The sequence below is a fragment of the Brevibacillus sp. M2.1A genome, from assembly GCF_013284355.2.
GTDB lineage: Bacteria > Bacillota > Bacilli > Brevibacillales > Brevibacillaceae > Brevibacillus.
Genome location: NZ_JABSUY020000001.1, coordinates 5,732,835 through 5,750,185, shown reverse-complemented (window position 1 = coordinate 5,750,185; position 17,351 = coordinate 5,732,835). Strand labels below are relative to the sequence as shown.

The 17,351-nt window shown below is 49.6% G+C and carries 14 protein-coding genes; 9 read left to right on the top strand and 5 right to left on the bottom strand.

Annotated features, from left to right (window positions below; all coding sequences use genetic code 11):
• Positions 1-228: 228 nt before the first annotated feature.
• Positions 229-2,427 carry a DNA topoisomerase III gene (locus HP567_RS27425; RefSeq protein WP_173609923.1) on the top strand — a complete coding sequence of 733 codons (2,199 nt, stop codon included), beginning with the start codon at positions 229-231 and terminating at the stop codon, positions 2,425-2,427.
• A gap of 66 nt (positions 2,428-2,493) precedes the next feature.
• Here the strand turns inward: HP567_RS27425 and HP567_RS27420 are convergent, their stop codons facing one another.
• Positions 2,494-2,871, bottom strand: coding sequence for a VOC family protein (locus HP567_RS27420; protein WP_173610237.1), 378 nt, complete (start codon positions 2,869-2,871; stop codon positions 2,494-2,496).
• 329 nt (positions 2,872-3,200) lie between these two features.
• Here HP567_RS27420 and HP567_RS27415 point away from each other — a divergent pair, with 329 nt between their 5' ends.
• The 5 genes from HP567_RS27415 (at position 3,201) to purU (ending at position 7,988) form a co-directional block, all read left to right on the top strand.
• On the top strand, positions 3,201-4,391 hold the full coding sequence (locus HP567_RS27415; protein WP_173609924.1) for an HlyD family secretion protein: 1,191 nt from the start codon (positions 3,201-3,203) through the stop codon (positions 4,389-4,391).
• Positions 4,388-5,146: an ABC transporter ATP-binding protein gene (locus HP567_RS27410; RefSeq protein WP_173609925.1), complete on the top strand. Its 759-nt coding sequence runs from the start codon at positions 4,388-4,390 to the stop codon at positions 5,144-5,146. Before HP567_RS27415 ends, HP567_RS27410 begins: the two co-directional genes overlap by 4 nt.
• Positions 5,143-6,282, top strand: a complete 1,140-nt coding sequence (locus HP567_RS27405) for an ABC transporter permease (RefSeq protein ID WP_173609926.1) — start codon at positions 5,143-5,145, stop codon at positions 6,280-6,282. The genes HP567_RS27410 and HP567_RS27405 overlap by 4 nt, the downstream gene beginning before the upstream one ends.
• Before the next feature lie 17 nt (positions 6,283-6,299).
• The gene (locus HP567_RS27400) at positions 6,300-6,980 is read left to right on the top strand and encodes a TetR/AcrR family transcriptional regulator (protein ID WP_047073249.1); all 681 of its coding nucleotides are present in this window, start codon (positions 6,300-6,302) and stop codon (positions 6,978-6,980) included.
• 111 nt (positions 6,981-7,091) lie between these two features.
• A complete protein-coding gene (gene purU, locus HP567_RS27395) occupies positions 7,092-7,988 on the top strand; it encodes a formyltetrahydrofolate deformylase (RefSeq protein ID WP_173609927.1) in 897 nt (298 codons plus the stop codon).
• Between the two features lie 68 nt (positions 7,989-8,056).
• Here the strand turns inward: purU and HP567_RS27390 are convergent, their stop codons facing one another.
• Positions 8,057-8,950, bottom strand: coding sequence for a LysR family transcriptional regulator (locus HP567_RS27390; RefSeq protein WP_173609928.1), 894 nt, complete (start codon positions 8,948-8,950; stop codon positions 8,057-8,059).
• 125 nt (positions 8,951-9,075) lie between these two features.
• Between HP567_RS27390 and HP567_RS27385 the strand changes: the two genes are divergently transcribed.
• Entirely contained in the window at positions 9,076-10,290 is a 1,215-nt protein-coding gene (locus tag HP567_RS27385; protein WP_173609929.1) for an MFS transporter, read from the top strand.
• On the opposite strand, the gene HP567_RS27380 is transcribed toward HP567_RS27385, so the two are convergent.
• From HP567_RS27380 to HP567_RS27370, 3 genes are all read right to left on the bottom strand, one after another.
• Positions 10,268-11,032 carry an alpha/beta hydrolase gene (locus tag HP567_RS27380; protein WP_173609930.1) on the bottom strand — a complete coding sequence of 255 codons (765 nt, stop codon included), beginning with the start codon at positions 11,030-11,032 and terminating at the stop codon, positions 10,268-10,270. The two genes, HP567_RS27385 and HP567_RS27380, sit on opposite strands and share 23 nt — an antisense overlap.
• A 101-nt stretch (positions 11,033-11,133) precedes the next feature.
• Positions 11,134-11,790 carry a CoA transferase subunit B gene (locus tag HP567_RS27375; RefSeq protein ID WP_173609931.1) on the bottom strand — a complete coding sequence of 219 codons (657 nt, stop codon included), beginning with the start codon at positions 11,788-11,790 and terminating at the stop codon, positions 11,134-11,136.
• Positions 11,791-11,836: 46 nt separating this feature from the next.
• The gene (locus HP567_RS27370) at positions 11,837-12,529 is read right to left on the bottom strand and encodes a CoA transferase subunit A (protein WP_015893185.1); all 693 of its coding nucleotides are present in this window, start codon (positions 12,527-12,529) and stop codon (positions 11,837-11,839) included.
• Between the two features lie 265 nt (positions 12,530-12,794).
• Between HP567_RS27370 and HP567_RS27365 the strand changes: the two genes are divergently transcribed.
• Together HP567_RS27365 and HP567_RS27360 are read left to right on the top strand one after the other, a co-directional pair.
• The gene (locus HP567_RS27365) at positions 12,795-14,042 is read left to right on the top strand and encodes an efflux RND transporter periplasmic adaptor subunit (RefSeq protein WP_173609932.1); all 1,248 of its coding nucleotides are present in this window, start codon (positions 12,795-12,797) and stop codon (positions 14,040-14,042) included.
• Positions 14,035-17,283 (top strand): efflux RND transporter permease subunit, encoded by a 3,249-nt coding sequence (locus HP567_RS27360; protein ID WP_173609933.1) that lies wholly within the window; start codon positions 14,035-14,037, stop codon positions 17,281-17,283. The genes HP567_RS27365 and HP567_RS27360 overlap by 8 nt, the downstream gene beginning before the upstream one ends.
• Positions 17,284-17,351: the final 68 nt, after the last annotated feature.

Below are 17,351 nucleotides of genomic sequence, written 5' to 3'. Positions count from 1 at the left end.
TGATCGCTAGCGTTTCACCGGTAACTTCACTATAAACCGTTACGTTACGTAATGGTCAAGGAGGCTTTTGAAGTTTTTCCCAATACCGAAAATGAGCTTGCCCGTTAGCGTTTCATAACCCTAAGAATTTAAAACTTTATTTTCTCGAAACATTTCGAAGCCCCTTCTTCCTGTTTTTTTGTTTACAATGGATACAGATTGTTGAATTGGTTTGAAAGGATGTCGTACATGAGTAAAACAGTTGTACTGGCAGAAAAGCCTTCGGTTGGACGCGACATTGCCAAAGTATTGCAGTGTCACAAAAAAGGAAACGGCTTTTTTGAAGGAGATAAATATATCGTGACGTGGGCGCTCGGGCATTTGGTCACTCTCGCAGACCCTGAAGCGTACGGTCAGCAATTCAGCTCGTGGCGAATCGAGGATTTGCCGATTATGCCGTCCCCATTACGCTTGGTCGTGATCAAGGAAAGCAACAGGCAATTCCAGGTCGTCAAACAACAAATGAGACGCAACGATGTCGGGCAGATCGTCATTGCGACGGATGCAGGACGTGAAGGAGAGCTCGTTGCCCGGTGGATTCTCGAGCTGGTTCACGTGAATAAGCCAATCAAGCGTCTGTGGATTTCCTCCGTGACAGATAAGGCAATCCGGGAAGGCTTCCGTAATTTGAAGGACGGCAAAAACTATGAAAACTTGTTTGCCTCCGCAGCTGCTCGTGCAGAAGCCGACTGGCTCGTTGGAATCAATGCCACACGCGCCTTGACGTGCAAGCATAACGCCCAGCTCTCATGCGGTCGCGTCCAGACGCCAACACTTGCGATTGTGGCAACGCGAGAAGAGGAGATTCGCCGTTTTACACCCAAGCCATTTTACGGACTGTCTGCGGTGGCCCAAGGTCCGATTCAGCTCCAATGGCAAGATCAGCAAACGAAGGATTTCAAAACATTTTCCAAGGAAAAAGCGGATCAGCTAATAGCCGTTCTCAAACAGGAGAAAAACGCAGAAGTCATCGAGGTTACTCGTGCACACAAAAAGACGTATGCTCCACAGCTGTACGATTTGACGGAGCTGCAACGGGATGCCAACCGGATGTTTGGCTATTCACCAAAACAGACACTGTCCATCATGCAAGGGCTGTATGAGCATCACAAGGCAGTGACGTACCCACGAACCGACTCTCGTTATCTCTCTGCCGATATCGTAGAGACACTGCCGGATCGAATCAAGGCTGTCCAAATGAAGCCATATGCGCCCCTCGCCGCCAGAATTCTGCGTTCGCCAATCAAAGCGAACAAATCGTTCGTGGATGACAGTAAAGTATCGGATCACCATGCGATCATCCCGACGGAGCAAGCTGTTTTTCTCGGTGATTTGAGTGATAAGGAACGCAAAATTTTTGACCTCATCGTGAAGCGCTTCCTGGCTGTTCTACTGCCTGCCTTCGAATATGAGCAAACAACCATCCAGGCGAAAATCGGGAATGAAACCTTCCTGGCAAAAGGAAAGACCGTGCTCTCCCAAGGCTGGAGAGAGGCGTACGACCACGATGTAGAAGAAGACGATGCGAAGGACGGCGTAAAGGAACAAATCTTGCCTTCTCTTGCCAAAGGAGATCGCTTGCAAATCCAGTCGATATCCCAGACCAAGGGCGAGACGAAGCCGCCAGAGCCTTTCACAGAAGCGAGTCTGCTGTCCGCGATGGAAAACCCGGCGAAATACATGGCAAACGAGAGCAAGGATTTGATCAAAACGATTGGGGAAACAGGCGGACTAGGTACTGTAGCCACCCGCGCGGATGTGATCGAAAAGCTGTTCAACAGCTTTTTGCTAGAGAAGCGCGGCAAGCATATTTTTGTCACCGCAAAAGCGAAGCAATTGCTAGAGCTCGTCCCAGATGAAATGCAGTCGCCGACCTTGACGGCCCAATGGGAGCAAAAGCTCGGTGCCATCGCCAAGGGAAGCTTGAACAAGCGAGCGTTTATCGAAGAGATGAAAACGTACGCCAAAGAAGTCGTCCAACAGATCAAGAACAGCGATCAGACTTTCCGGCACGACAACGTGACCAGAAGCAGATGCCCGGAGTGCAACAAGTTTTTGCTGGAGGTAAACGGAAAGCGTGGCAAAATGCAGGTGTGCCAGGATCGGGAATGCGGTTATCGCAAAAGCATTGCCAAGCAAACCAATGCCAGATGTCCAAAATGCCATAAAAGATTGGAGCTACGCGGAGAAGGGGAAGGACAAACCTTTGTCTGCGCTTGTGGGCACAAGGAAAAACTGAAGACCTTCCAGGAACGTCGCGATAAGGAAAAGGGCAGCAAGGTTTCGAAGAAAGAAGTAGCCAAGTATTTGAAGGGGCAAGACAAGGAGCAGGACGAAGGAATCAACTCAGCGTTGAAAGACGCACTGTCCAAATTAAAGTTCGACTAAATAGGCATGAAACAAAAGCGTGAAACAAAAGGCGGCCGACCATTCCTGTCAGCCGCCTCCTTCTATTTACTTTTTCTCCAGAATAGCAAAGTAATTTTCTTCATCGTCTGCGAAGTTAAAAACACGGCCCGAAGGCATCGTGACAATGTCTCCAACCTTTACATTTTTATTCATGAGGTCGTTTCGCAATTCCTCGATATTTTCCGAAAAGAACAGGAGCGAAGGCGTGCCAAGATTCATTCCGGGCGACATTTTCGCAACGAATTCCTTATTGTGCAGAACGATGCTTGTTTCAGCGCCTTGAGCTGGTGCAATTTCAATCCATCTCATTTCACCGTTCTTCTCTTCTGAAACCACGCGAAACCCTAGTTTTTCGGTCCAAAAGCTCACTGCTTGATCCTGGTTATTGACATACAACATGATTTGACCAACTTTGCTAATCATCATGGACATGTTCCACTCCCTACATGGTAGTTTATAACCCGACGATTTTAATCCTTTCCATCCCGACGGTATCTGATACCCGATGCCAACGGACGTGGTCTAGCTTGTCTTCATCATAGCATGAATAATCAGATAGGATTTCTTTTCAATTGCGCATTTTAGAAAAAGGAATTGCATTTCGTAAAAGAGGAGCATATACTCACAATTAAAAGTGAGTAATCACTCGCTAATCTAAAAAGCTCATCTCGAGCCTGATTCTGAGGCTTGCTTTTTTTACTCATAAAAAGAAAGTGATTACTCACTTCGTTACGTAGGTAGGGGGAAGCGTTATGAAACCAGTTGTTCGCTCCATTTGTATCGGGGGACTCTTACTGGCTTTGTCGGGCTGCAATTGGACATCTGAAAATCATTCGTCACTGTCCGGCACAATCGAGGCCATTGAGTTGCCGATCGTAGCTGAAGTAGGCGGATTGGTGACAAACGTTACGGCAGAAGAGGGAGATGCAGTAAAAAAAGGACAAGTGCTGGCCCAAATCGATAAACGAAGCTACCAAATGACTGTGGCAGAAGCACAGGCAGCATTGGATCAAGCGACAGCCAAACTAGAAGAGGCGAGGGCTGGATCACGCGACACGACGATCCAAAGAAGCATAGCCAATGTCCAGCAAGCAAATGCGAATATCCAACTGGCACAAGCGAGAAAAAATCAGGCGGAAGCAGGAAAAGCACGTGCTGCTGAACAGATGACGCAGGCAGAATCGCAATGGCAGGGAGCGAAACAGACCCTTTTGTATCAACAAAAAAGACTCGAGGAAGCAACAGCGCTTTTCGAAAAAGGAGCGATCTCTGCCAAAGACCTCGAAACACAAAAAGAAGCAGTGAACCAGGCAAAAACGCAGGCAGATCAATGGGCAGCACAAGTAGCTCAGACACAGGCACAGTACCGTTCTGCACAAGAAGACATCGCTGCTGCTGCGGCCCAAATCGGTACAGCACAAGCCGCGCAAGCCGGAGCGCAGGCGGATCTTGATCAGGTAAAGGAAGGAAGTACCGATTACGCGATTCGGGCATTGCTTGCCACTCAGCAGCAGGCAAAAGCGAAACTGGATCAAGCCTTATTACAGCTGGAAAAGTCCAAGATTACAGCTACAGACGACGGGACTCTCTTGCGCTCCTCTATCGAACAGGGGGAAGTAGCCAAAACAGGTGCCACTTTGTTTACGATGATGAAGCCAGATCAGCTTGAGCTCGTCGTGTACATTCCGGAAGCACAATTGAATCGGGTGAAAAAAGGGCAAGAGGTTGGCATCAAGGTGGATGCCTATTCGGAAGAGACGTTTACAGGAACGATCAGTCGCATCTCGGAAAAAGCAGAATTCACGCCGAAGAATGTACAGACGCCAGATGAACGCACCAAGCTTGTGTTCGCTGTTACGATACACATCACAGATGGACTCGACAAAATCAAACCAGGTATGCCTGCCGATGTCCTGCTGGCAGACGGGGAGGGAGGTCAATGAACGCCGCTATCCAATGCGAGCAGTTGACGAAGCGTTTTGGAGATCGAGTAGCCGTGAACAGCTTGACACTCACAGTTCCGCGAGGTTCGATTTACGGTTTTTTGGGTCCGAATGGCTCAGGGAAATCGACCACAATCCGAATGCTTTGCGGTTTGCTGACCCCGACGACGGGAAAGGGGACGGTACTTGGCTTCGATGTCATGACACAGAGCGAGGAAATCAAGCAACGGATCGGGTATATGTCGCAAAAGTTCAGTCTGTATGAAGATTTGACAGTGGAAGAGAATCTCGATTTTTATGCTGGGGTTTATCGACTAGGGGCAGCAGAACGCAAGGAGCGAAAAGCAGAGCTAATTGAGATGGCAGGCCTGACAGGCAGGGAAAAGCAGCTTGCCGGATCGCTGTCAGGGGGATGGAAGCAACGCCTTGCGCTCTCCTGCGCTCTTTTGCACAAGCCGGAGCTGTTGATTTTGGATGAACCGACAGCAGGGGTCGATCCTGTTTCCCGCCGAATTTTTTGGGACGTGATTCATGAGCTGGCGGGAAAGGGGATCACGGTGCTGGTGACCACACACTACATGGATGAGGCGCAGACATGCGATTGGATCGGCTTTATCTTTTTCGGCAATCTGCTGGCGGAAGGCACTCCACAAGAGTTGATCGATCGTATGGGAGTAGGCAATCTGGAGGATGTCTTCATCGAGCTGGTTAGGCAGGAAGAAGCTAGACAGGCGGTGGAGGAGGGAGTCCGATGAGGCACTTTGTCTGGGAGCGTTACTGGTCTGTCGTGAAGAAGGAAATCATCCAAATCAAACGGGATCGTCCCAGTTTGGCGATTGCACTGGTCATGCCGCTGATGCTGTTGTTTTTGTTCGGATATGCTGTCAATACAGACGTGAATGACATCCAGATGGCAGTCTGGAATCAAAGTCCATCTGCTGCCAGTCGAGAGCTGGTAGATCAATTCGTCAATACGCGTGTATTCGAGGTGGCAGCACATGTAAGTAGCTACAAGGAGATCGAAGCCATGTTAGACGATGGCTCCGTAAATGTAGCGCTCATTATCGGGCCAGACTACACCCGCAAGCGTGATCGCAACGAGCCGGTAGACGTGCAAATGCTCATTAATGGCTCTGATCCGAATATCGCCCGGACTGCGACCTCTCAAGCTCAGTTGATCATTCAGCATCAAGCGATCACGTTGCAGGAAATAAAGCTGCAAAAACAAGGCTTGGGGGAGCTGGAACAGCCACTCGGTTTGGATACACGCGTGTTGTTTAACCCCAATATGGAGAGCATCGTCTTCAATATTCCCGGCTTGATCGGCTTGATTATGCAAAACGTCACGATGATTCTGACGGCGTTTTCCCTCGTACGTGAGAAGGAGCGGGGAACGATGGAGCAGTTAATCGTGACGCCGATACGCCCATTGGAGCTGATGCTCGGCAAAATTACCCCCTATGTAGGTGTAGGTCTCTTCTCGTTTTGTCTGGTGCTATTGGTTGGAACGTATTGGTTTGGAGTCCCCGTCAAAGGCAGCATTTCGCTTTTGGTGACATTGTCTGTCTTGTTTTTGGTGACGACGCTTCTCTTGGGCATTTTCATTTCCACGGTGGCAAAGACCCAGCTTCAAGCGATGCAAATGGCATTCGCCTTTATCCTGCCTAGCGTGCTTCTCTCCGGCTTTATGTTCCCGCGCGATTCGATGCCGCTCGTGATACAATGGTTAGGCGGGCTCGTCCCGTTGACCTATTTTCTGGAAATCCTGCGGGGAATTTTCTTAAAGGGCGTGGGCATCGATGCGCTCTGGAAGGATGTCGTCGGAATGAGCAGCTTTTGTCTCTTGATCCTGACCGTCGCTATCCTGCGATTCCGCAAGAAGATCGAATAAGAGGAGCGTAATGGGTGATGAACAAGCCGCCAACATTTGTAGAAGGCCTGTTGCAATATGTAGAAGAGTTGAAAGATGAGAGTGAGATGACAGAGAAGCAGCGCAATATTTTGCGTGCATCAGTGAAGCTGTTCGCTGAAAAAGGCTTCCATGCCAGCTCCACCTCTGAAATTGCCAAAGAAGCGGGTGTGGCAGAGGGAACGATTTTTCGCCACTACAAATCGAAAAAGGATATTTTACTCGCCGTCGTTGCACCTGTATTGGTCAAATTCGCGGCGCCGTTTATCTTGAAAGATGTCCGTGAGATTTTTAAAGAGCAGAATAATAAAGCATTCTCCCAAATCGTGACAGAGCTGTACCGAAACCGGATCGACCTGGTGCTGGCGAATGAAAAGCATATTCGGATTTTGCTGCAAGAAGCTTTTTTCCATGACGAAATCAGGGAAGCACTGATTGCTACGGTTTTCACGGGTGTGAAGGAGATGGCAAATAAACTGATCGAGGCAAAGGTAGAGGTAGGCGAATTGCGTCCGCTCCCGACACAGGCTGTCTTTCGGGCGATCCTGTCCTCGATGATCGGGCTCGTCCTGTTCCGGCAAGTCTTGGATACCGATGAATTTACGCAGTTCAGTGACGACGAGCAAATCGCATTGACCGTAGATATTTTGCTAAATGGGATTGGAAATCACTCTATCTAAAATTTTTTATCGATAAGTGAACATTTTTCTCTCTATTTGGGTATAGAAATTCCTTCTGGGAATGGTATAATTGCAAACAACTTTTTGCTGTTTTTTGGAGGAGAGTAAACCATGCAATTGTTATCAGAGAGAGAATGGCTCGCGTATCGGGAGAAAAACAAAGATCGTGCGCGCATGCTGATTTCTTGCCCGGACCGCGCGGGTATCGTCGCGGCTGTATCGAACTTCTTGTTCCAACAAGGAGCCAACATCGTTCAGTCTGACCAGTATACGACTGATCCGGAAACAGGCCGTTTTTTTATGCGCATTGAATTCGATCTCATCAATCTGGAGGAGCGCTGTGAAGAGATCAAGCAAGCATTCACCCCAGTAGCCGAGAGCTTTGGGATGGAATGGTCGCTGGTCGAAGCGAACAAGCGCAAAAAGGTTGCGTTGTTTGTTTCCAAAGAAGATCACTGTCTTTTGGAGCTCTTGTGGCGCTGGAAGTCCGGGGAGCTGTTCGCAGATATCGCGGTTGTGGTCAGCAATCATCCTGACATGCAGGAGACTGTCGAGTCCTTTGGTATTCCATATCGTTGCATCCCAGTCACAAAGGATAACAAGCCGCAGGCAGAAGAAGAGCAGATTGCAGCAGCAGAGGGCGTTGATCTGATCGTTCTGGCTCGCTACATGCAGATTTTGTCCCCGCGCTTTTTGGAGGACTATGCGATGCGGATTATCAATATCCACCATTCCTTCCTCCCTGCCTTTGTCGGTGCGAAGCCTTACGAGCAGGCGTATCGTCGCGGCGTGAAGCTGATCGGAGCGACTGCGCATTACGTCACGGAAGAACTGGACGCAGGACCGATTATCGAGCAAGACGTTCAACGTGTATCGCATCAGGAAGACGTTGAGGCACTTAAACAGCTTGGACGTCAGGTAGAGCGTACAGTGCTGGCACGTGCAGTTCGTTGGCATCTGGAGGATCGGGTGCTGGTGTACGGCAACAAGACGATTGTGTTCCCATAAGCGGTGCATATAAGAAGAGGCTATTCCTTTGCGGAAAAGCCTCTTTTTTCGTTTTGATTCTCTTATTTTCAAGTCAGTCTTTCACGCTTTACCAACTCCAGAAACTGAGCAACAACAGGCCGCTGCTCTGTCTCATCGTCACGCGTGCAGACATACAAGGGTCGCTTGATCTCTACTCCTGGCACGGTTACGCGCCCGACCTCCCCACGCTCTACCATTTCCCTAACGGCCAGAGCAGGAGCCAACATCGTCCCATATCCCGCACGAACGGAGTGGATAGATTCGACCAGTCCGTGATACTGCATACCGATCTGCGGACGTTTCACACCATGCTCGCGACAGAGGGTAAAAAGCCAATCGCGGGTAGAGCTGCCTTGCTCCCGCAACAAAAATGGTTCCTCCACGAGTTGCTCCATACGGATCTCTTTTCCTGCAAGCGGATGATGGGCGGGCAAAATAAACCAATAGGGTACGTCCATCATATGGTGCCGATTGATAGGCAGCTCATCCCACGATTCCTTGATAATAACGGCCACATCGACCTCACAGCTAAGAAGCAGTTCAATCGATTGCTTGGAATTACGCGTGCGAATTTCTACCTCAACCCCTTCATAATCGCGCTTGTACTGAGCCAGCCACTGTGGCACGAGATAATGGGAGGGGAGATAGGTAGAAGATATCCTTAGCCGTCCTTTCTTCCCTTGTTTGATTTCTGTCAGATGTGATTCGATTTCGCGTTCCCAGTCGTAAATGCGGCGTGACTTTTCAAAGAGAAAGCGCCCCTCATAGGTGAGAGCAATGCCGCGACCATCCGGGATGAGCAAGGTCATGCCCAATTCACTTTCAAGCCTGCGGATTTGGGCACTTACGGCAGGCTGGCTGATCGAGAGTGCGATTGCTGCTTCGGTGACACTGCCTCGTGACGCTACTTCTACGAAAATGCGGAGAGCATGTAAGTTCATCTTGTACCTCGATTCATAACTTTTATTTATGAGTGATAGATAAAGATGTATTAGAAATGATGATTGATTGCGCGTAAGGTATAGCTCAGAAAGACGTAAAAACAAGCAGAGAGAAGGATCAGGAGATGAGAGAAGTCAGTGGAAAGACACAAGTCGTGGCAGTCGCACTGGTGACAGCATTATGCATGATAGGAGATTCGATGCTGTATGTAGTGCTTCCTCTTTTCTGGAAGGAGGCAGGATTAACATCGCTGTGGGAAGTGGGGGTATTGCTTGCGGTGAACCGCTTCATCCGTGTACCAATCGGCCCTCTTGTTGGGAAATGGTATGAACGCTCGGGTGGACGCACAGGTTTGATTGTGGCAGTGGTGCTGGCTTTTCTGACGACACTTTCGTACAGCTTGGAAGGCTTTTGGCTGTGGCTTCTGATGCGATGCTTATGGGGAGTCGCTTGGACATTTTTAAGGCTAGGTGCGTATTCCTTGATCGTAAGTGTTTCCGAAGGGCATAATCGCGGGCAACTCATGGGCTTGTACAATGGATTGTATCGATTGGGCAGTCTGGGCGGCATGCTGGTCGGAGCGCTGCTTGCCACTTGGTATGGGCTTTCTGTTACCTCTATTGCACTTGCGGTACCTTCCTTGTTTGCATTCATTCTTGTTTTTCGCTATATACGTCCTTCCTTTACCAATCAGCATCCGAATGACATGAAGCAGATGGATACAGGGAAACGCTTGTGGAGTCAGGCGCAGGTGCTGTTGACGCTGATGACGGGATTGCTCGTCACGATGGTGTACCAGGGAGTGTTTACCTCCACGCTAAGCAGAGTGATCGAAGTCCGCGAACCGCTTATCATGATTGGGGAAGTCGTGTTGGGGGCAGCGGTGATTGCGAGTGTGATCCAAGGCATTCGCTGGGGGTGGGAGCCGTGGGCTGCCCCATTGGTAGGCAAATTGTCGGACAGGCATGGCCGGACGAATCTATTTATCGGGACGTTGCTAGTCGCTTCTGTTCTGTTTGGCTCGTTGCAGGCAACGTCTTCGCTTGTGCTATGGTTTGTGATTTTATTCGGCATCCAGCTGAGCGCGACGATTATCACGACCGTCATGGATACTCTTGCGGCAGATGAAGCTGCGAGACAGGCCAACAGCCAGGCAGTAATGACACAATACTCAGTTGTAAGTGACCTGGGCGCGGCTCTGGGTCCGCTCTTGGCCTTCTGGCTGGATGAACAGGTTGGTTTGGGTCCAATGTACACCGGAATAGCGATCATCTTGCTTCTGGTCGGCCTGGTATGGTTGGGCCGACCGAAGCTGATCAAGATGGAAAGCGCTTCTTAATTGTTGTCATGACGTGAGCAATGGCTGCCTCCTTGTCCGGACCGTGTAGCAGCATATGGTTCGAATGCTCGTACCAGGTGATTTGCGGGGAGGCAGATTCGTCTACACTGGTTGCGAGTATTTGGGCGCTTACGGCGTGTACAGTATCGTCTCGCCTTGCTTGCAGCAGGACGTAAGGGGTTGTAATTTGAGGCAAAAGCGGCTTCGTTTCTGCCAACAGCCTGCGAAATTGCAGCATACTGCTAATAGGGATTCTGCCGATGCCATGTATGTAGCGTTTGGAGTGGGTAGAGAAATCCTCACGCAAATAATGCATCGCCTCTTTGACATCCCAATATTTATAAGGGGTGTTGATGGTAATCAGCAGGGCGACGGGGTATTTCGTCGTCAAGTGAAAGGCGAGCAGTCCCCCCATGGAAAATCCGATAACCACGATGGTGTCAGCGCGCATGGACAGTCGCTTGTAGCCTTCTTCTGCCGAGCGGAGCCAGTCGTGGCGGGTGCTTTTTGCCATGTGACGACGAGTGGTCCCATGTCCCTCCAAGGTAGGGCATTCCACCTGATAGCCAGCCTCGCGAAGCTTTTTGGCGAGTGGGAGTATATCGTTGATGTCTCCGGCAAATCCATGGATGAGTAAGCAACCGACTGTTCCTGACATGGAATCTCTTCCTCTCAGATATTGGGAAATTTGATGGATCATCCATATTATATACGAAAAGGTCAGAAGGAGGCGACCGCGCAAGTGTGCCCACACCAAGCAAAAAAAGGAAAGAAAAAGCGACTTCACGCGGCTGCGATGAAGTCGGCTATTTACTAAAAGGGGTTCTGTACCTGAAAAATAGGTTACAACCCAATCGTTTTTAGTTCTGGAGAGATAAGGAGCGTAGGCTGCGTGCAGGCTTGGATATCTTCCGCTGTATAACCTTCTGCTACTTCGACGAGGACGAGCCCGTCTGGTGTCACGTCTATGACAGCTCTGTCCGTAATGATCCGGTTGACAACCTTCTTTCCGGTAAGAGGCAAAGCACATTCATTCAAGATTTTTGTCTCACCATGCTTGTTGACATGATCCATAATGACGACGATTTTTTTCGCGCCGTGGACGAGATCCATGGCACCGCCCATGCCCTTGACCATTTTTCCAGGAATCATCCAGTTGGCGAGATCACCCGCAGCAGAAACCTCCATCGCCCCCAAAATAGCGAGGTCAATATGGCCACCGCGAATCATCGCAAACGATTCAGCACTGGAGAAGTAGGCCGCACCTGGAATAGCCGTCACGGTTTCTTTTCCGGCGTTGATGAGATCAGGATCGAGGTTTTCCTCCGTCGGGTAAGGGCCAATTCCGAGCAAGCCGTTTTCCGATTGCAGAACGACTGTTTTTCCTTCCGGGATGTAGTTGGCGACGAGCGTGGGCATTCCAATCCCCAAGTTTACGTAAAAGCCATCTTCTATTTCCCCGGCGGCACGAGTGGCGATTTGCTCACGTGTAAGCGACATTTGTGTTTTCCTCCCTTGAATGTAATCCAGTTCTCTCTTTTGCTCTCTATGAGCGGACAGTGCGCCGTTCAATGCGTTTCTCGAACGAAGGTGCCTGTATCACACGTTGCACATAGACGCTTGGTGTGTGAATATGCTCAGGGTCCAGTTCACCTGTCTCTACGATTTCTTCCACTTCGACGATAGTGATTTTTCCCGCTGCTGCCATCATCGGATTGAAGTTTTGGGCTGTTTTGCGGAAGACGAGATTGCCCATCTTGTCAGCCTTCCACGCCTTGATCAGTGCGAAATCACCTGTGATGCCATATTCAAGCAGGTACTCTTTCCCTGCGAAATCGCGCGTTTCCCGTCCTTCAGCGATAGGTGTGCCGACTCCAGCCGGGGTATAGAATGCCGGAATGCCAGCTCCGCCTGCACGAATTCGCTCCGCCAGCGTCCCTTGTGGCGTCAACTCGACTTCGAGCTCACCGGACAAAAATTGACGTTCGAATTCCTTATTTTCTCCCACATAAGAGGAGACCATTTTTTTGATTTGCTTTTCTCGTAAAAGGAGACCGAGTCCCCAATCATCGACCCCACAGTTATTTGAGACAACGGTCAAGTTTTTCACTGCTTTGTCCCGCAGGGCGATAATCAGATTCTCCGGAATTCCTACCAGTCCGAAGCCGCCCACTAATAAAGTGGCACCATCGTGAATATCAGCCACGATGTCCGTGTAAGACGTATAAATTTTGGCCATGACGATCACTCCCACCATGAAGAAATAAAGGATTTTTGTAAGCGCTAACAATAGGGCGATGCAGTTGCCCCGTTTTCCTGCCCTTCTATCATACTAGATACGAGTTACAAACAAGTGACGAGACATTTGGATTATAAAAAATAATGTAAAATGACAGAAAAGTAGTACAACTATACCATTTTTTTCTGTAAAATATATTTTGTCAATATTCGTCGTTTTTTTGATCAGCATAGGAAGATTCAGGTGGAAATGTGGGGTTGCAGGAATGAAAAATTCGAATAAATGGATAAGTCTCACGGTTGTGGTCCTGCTGCTCGTAGGGTGCGAAAAGCTAAATGAGGATGTCTCAAGTCTGAAGCGGACGAAAGAAGAAACGGTCATCAAGGTGAAAACGGTAAGTGCGTATACGGTGGAGAATGGCAAGGGTGAGCGACTGATGGAAGTAGCAGGTGTGGTGGCACCGCGTCAGGAGCTGGCATTATCATTTGGCGCCTCAGGCAAAATTTCAGGCATTCTCGTGGAAAAAGGAGCCACTGTCAGGGCAGGGCAGACGTTGGCGACATTAGATGGTACGGCCTTGCAGCAAGGAATTCACGCAGCCCAGGGACAGGTAGCAAGTGCTGCGATCAAGCGGGAAAAGGCTGCCAAGGGACCGGAGAGCCATGAGGTGCAGACCAAGAAGCTGCAGGTAGAAAAAGCGAGAGAACAGATGCAAAAGGCTCGTGACGAGCTCACCAAAGCGGAGATTCTGTATGCGAATGGAGCCATCTCGAAGGATGAAAAAGACAAGTTGACGTCGGCGCTGCGACAGGCCGAGCTGAGTCTGGAAGAAGAACAAGTGGCGTACAACAACCTGCTGAAGGGCGCCGATCCACTGGATATCGAAGAAGCGAATGCAAGTGTCCAGCAGGCCAATGTTCAATTGAGCCGCGCGAAGCAGGAAGCGGCTGACGCAGTGATCAAAGCTCCGTTTACAGGCGTGGTTGCAGCGATCTCCAAGACAGCGTCGGAGCAAGCTGGGCCTGGGACAGAGGTCATTCGAATGGTCGATACGAGCTCCTGGCTTGTCAAGCTACAGGTAGAAAGGGAGCAAGTCGCCCATTGGCAGGCAGGTAAAGTGGTAAAGGTGAAAGCTTCGGACGGCAGTGAAGCAGAAGGAAAAGTGACATTTGTCTCACCTGTTATGGATACCGGCTTGGGGTCTTATCCAGTCGAGGTGACCGTAGACGGCAAGAATGTAGCGTGGAAGGGTGGCATGACTGTCACTTGTCAGTATCCGCTGCCAGCGTCAAATGTTGCGCTCGTTCCTGTTAGCAGCATCGGTGTCTCTGATGAAGAATATTACGTCATGAAAATCAATGAACACTCAGTGGAAAAGACGTTTGTCAAAGTGGGGGCCTTGCAAGGAACCTTCTACGAGGTAGTGGAAGGTCTCGCACCTGGTGACCAGATTGTTGCTGCAGGCTTGTCGTATGTAGTGGATGGTGAGGCGGTGAAGGTGGCGGATGAATAACAAGACATTTTTAGCGACTGTCCCCTCCTTTGCCCGCATTCTGGCGGTCATTTGCTGTCTACTTGCGACAGGATCCTGGTTCGGGCTGGATATCAAGACGTTTCCAGATCGGTCTGTGCCAGAATATACAATCAGTCTCTCGGCCCCCAAACTCTCTTCTGCGGAAGTAGACGAATCGGTCGCGAGAAAAGTAGAGGAATCGGTGCGTTCATTAGGCAGTGTGCTTACGATAGCTACCGAATCTCGGACAGGGTCGGCGGTTATTACTGTTAAAACATCGGAACAAATCGGTTCGGATTACAAGGAACGGTTGGAAAAGAAGCTGGGAGAGATCACGAAGCAGCTCCCCGTGCAGGAGTGGAGCGTCAGTCAAAGCAATCTGGCAGATAGTAAAATTGGTTTTTATGTCCTGTACGGCACAGACTTGCAGACCTTGTCTGACGTTACCAGAAATACTGTCTACGACAAATTGATCAATCTGCCAGGAATCGCTCGTATCGAAATGGACAAGCAAGCCTTGAAGGAGCAGGTAGATATCATTTTCCGACCGTCCATGCTGCTCGCCTACGGGCTCACACCTGCTGATGTTCTGTCGCAACTGCCGACAGATGTGGTTGGGGAAGAGGTAGGCTCTGTTGGAGCTGATAAGGATCGAACCATGATTCAATGGACGAGTAAATCGGAAGGGCTGCAAGATCTGGGCAAGCACTTGATCTCCACCGATAAAGGATACGTGCCATTACATATGTTGGCTGACATTCGTGATCGACGCGGGAGCAAAGGCGAACAAATCGGGATGTATCGTGGCTCGCCTGCATTAGGCATCACAGTGTATGCAGCAGATGTCGGTCAATTGCCTGTAATCAGCAAGCAAGTAAAGGAAGCGGTTGGCGAGTTGAATCAGGCTTCGGGCGGAAAATACCGCCTCGATTTGTTTCATGACGACGCGCAGACAATCACCAGTGCATTGAGACAGCTTGGAATACTGGCGGCTCTATCCGCTGTCATCTGTTCGCTCTTTTTGTATCTGACCCGAAAACAATGGGCAGGGGCTGTACTCGCGCTTTTGGCAAACGTACTTGCGGTCGGCAGTGTACTTGGAGGCATGTGGTTATGGGGAATCCCATTGACGCTCTCCACGCTGGGCCCACTCGTATTGTTTTCGCTATTGTTCACAGGAGCAGGTTCTGCGTTGTTTCATCAGTTTTCAGGTTTGCCCTCGTACTCGTTTGTTCGTTGTTTGCAAGTGGCATGGGGGTTGATGAAGCCGTTTTTGCTCACGGTTGTGGTGGTGGCAGCCTGTTGGACAGGTGTCGTTTTTACTGATTTCCTCAAGGCGGAAGACAAGGTTGTCTTGTACGATGCTTGGCCCGTTCTTTTGCTAGGGACGTTTGCTCTTATTCTTATCTATGGATTTATCACGCCGGTACTGACAGGAACGTGGCTGGAAGCTTCCGAACGAGTAGTGGAGGAAACACCACGGGCTTCCAATAAAGTGACAAGTTATTTTCAAAATCGTTGGGAACGACTGGTGGAACAAGGGTATTTGCCTTATGGAATCACACTGGTTGCCTCGCTTGTCTTTGTCTTTTTGCTCAAGTCGTTTATTTTGGTAGATCCGTACGCCAAGCTTGATTATGCTGACAAGTCGCTTTCGTTGCCAATGGTGCAGGGAAGCAGCATCGATGAGGCCATGCGGGCAGCACAAATAGCTGAGGAGCGTTTGCTCGCCATTGACGAAGTCCGAGATGTCTACACGATTGCCTCCGAAGAAAATCTAAGCTTTCAGCTAAAGCTCGTGGACAAATACGATTGGACGCAATCGGTTTCGGACTTGGAAAAAGTACTGGACAAAGACCTGCGAGATATTCCTCAGACAGATCCGTTTGCGCTGGTCATTAATAAAGATAAGGCAACTCGTCTCGTCTTGACGATCATGGGGCCATCCTTGCAAACGACGCAGAACATTGCCAATGAAGTATTGGCATTTATGGAAAAACAGAGTGCGAAGGATAAAGAGGGACGAGAACTTGTAACAGATGAACGAATCGGTTCAGGTTCAGAGGGAACCTTTATCGATATTCGTCCAAAACAAGAGATGCTGGCACGCTACCGGATTACGCAAGAGGAGATCAAGAGACAACTGGAGAGTTATTTGGGAGAAAAAACAGCTGGCAGTGTCTATTGGAACGAGCGTCAGGTACCTATCCACGTCCGTTTCCCTGACGGGTGGATGGACTATCCGGATCAGGTGAAAAATATTTTGATTCGAACCTCACAAGGTACGGTGCGATTATCTGAGCTGGTAGATTGGTCGATCGGCAGCGAACCGCCCATTTATCAACGGGAAGACGGACTGTATGTTTTCAAGGTAAGCAGTGCCGTCTCAGACCCAAGCCGAATTGAGCTGTGGTCTTACATCATTCCATATTCCATGCAAGAAAAAATGACGATACCTGAAGGCTACACGGTATATAACGATGATGAGCTGAAGAAATTGGAGGAGAAAAAGCTCAATACGGTTGATTGGAGCAGCAGGTTCTTGACGAGTGGCAGTCTGATTGCCCTCGTACTTATCATGAGCTTGCTTTTGCAACGCAGAACGCGCGATGGATTATTTGCCCTCGTTCTCTTGCCAGCCTTGTCTGGAGGCTTTGCGTTGGGATTGCTGTGGCTGGATCGACCCATGAACGTGATGAGCTTCTACGGTATGGTGGCTGCCGTTGCCGTCATCGTGTTGCAGGCACTTCTTACGATGGATGAGCTGTACAAGGCCCAAGCCGAACAGGACCGGGTTTGGGACGGTATCAAGCTGGGGGCCAAACGCACCATGGTCAATCAAGCTGGGATATATTTGGCGATTGCGTTAGCCAGCCTTCCACTTGCTGGGGGCTTGGGTAATGGGAATGATTCGTTTGCGTCCTTCGCCAGCGTATTGTTGTTTGGCATACTAATGGGGGCTTTTGCCACTATGGCACTTCTTCCTGGTATGCAACATGCAGCTGTGCAAAAACAGGCTGCTCATTCTGAGATGTCCTTGCCGATCCTCGCCCGTCATTTGCGGATTTGGTGGGAGAACAACCAGGTACGTCGCCGTGATTTCAAAGATAGAAAACGGGAACAAGCCTGCTCACCAAAAACAGGGCAAGCCGAAGCCTCGAACCACCATTCCCGGGAGTATGTTCCTAAACAAGAGGACTTCTTGCCTCTTTCTTCTTCTACACATGACGCCAACCGCTAAAAAAGGTTGGCGTTTTTCTTTTTCAATCGTTCACGTAGCTGTAACCGACTAACCAGGTATGCGTCATG

What these genes read in the sequence shown, in the direction of transcription:
- HP567_RS27425 (WP_173609923.1), top strand. Translation starts at nt 229, where the DNA reads ATGAGTAAAACAGTTGTACTGGCAGAAAAGCCTTCGGTTGGACGCGAC.
- HP567_RS27405 (WP_173609926.1), top strand. Translation starts at nt 5,143, where the DNA reads ATGAGGCACTTTGTCTGGGAGCGTTACTGGTCTGTCGTGAAGAAGGAA.
- HP567_RS27370 (WP_015893185.1), bottom strand. Translation starts at nt 12,529, where the DNA reads ATGGCCAAAATTTATACGTCTTACACGGACATCGTGGCTGATATTCAC.
- HP567_RS27415 (WP_173609924.1), top strand. Translation starts at nt 3,201, where the DNA reads ATGAAACCAGTTGTTCGCTCCATTTGTATCGGGGGACTCTTACTGGCT.
- HP567_RS27410 (WP_173609925.1), top strand. Translation starts at nt 4,388, where the DNA reads ATGAACGCCGCTATCCAATGCGAGCAGTTGACGAAGCGTTTTGGAGAT.
- HP567_RS27390 (WP_173609928.1), bottom strand. Translation starts at nt 8,950, where the DNA reads ATGAACTTACATGCTCTCCGCATTTTCGTAGAAGTAGCGTCACGAGGC.
- HP567_RS27400 (WP_047073249.1), top strand. Translation starts at nt 6,300, where the DNA reads ATGAACAAGCCGCCAACATTTGTAGAAGGCCTGTTGCAATATGTAGAA.
- HP567_RS27385 (WP_173609929.1), top strand. Translation starts at nt 9,076, where the DNA reads ATGAGAGAAGTCAGTGGAAAGACACAAGTCGTGGCAGTCGCACTGGTG.
- HP567_RS27375 (WP_173609931.1), bottom strand. Translation starts at nt 11,790, where the DNA reads ATGTCGCTTACACGTGAGCAAATCGCCACTCGTGCCGCCGGGGAAATA.
- purU (WP_173609927.1), top strand. Translation starts at nt 7,092, where the DNA reads ATGCAATTGTTATCAGAGAGAGAATGGCTCGCGTATCGGGAGAAAAAC.
- HP567_RS27365 (WP_173609932.1), top strand. Translation starts at nt 12,795, where the DNA reads ATGAAAAATTCGAATAAATGGATAAGTCTCACGGTTGTGGTCCTGCTG.
- HP567_RS27420 (WP_173610237.1), bottom strand. Translation starts at nt 2,871, where the DNA reads ATGATTAGCAAAGTTGGTCAAATCATGTTGTATGTCAATAACCAGGAT.
- HP567_RS27360 (WP_173609933.1), top strand. Translation starts at nt 14,035, where the DNA reads ATGAATAACAAGACATTTTTAGCGACTGTCCCCTCCTTTGCCCGCATT.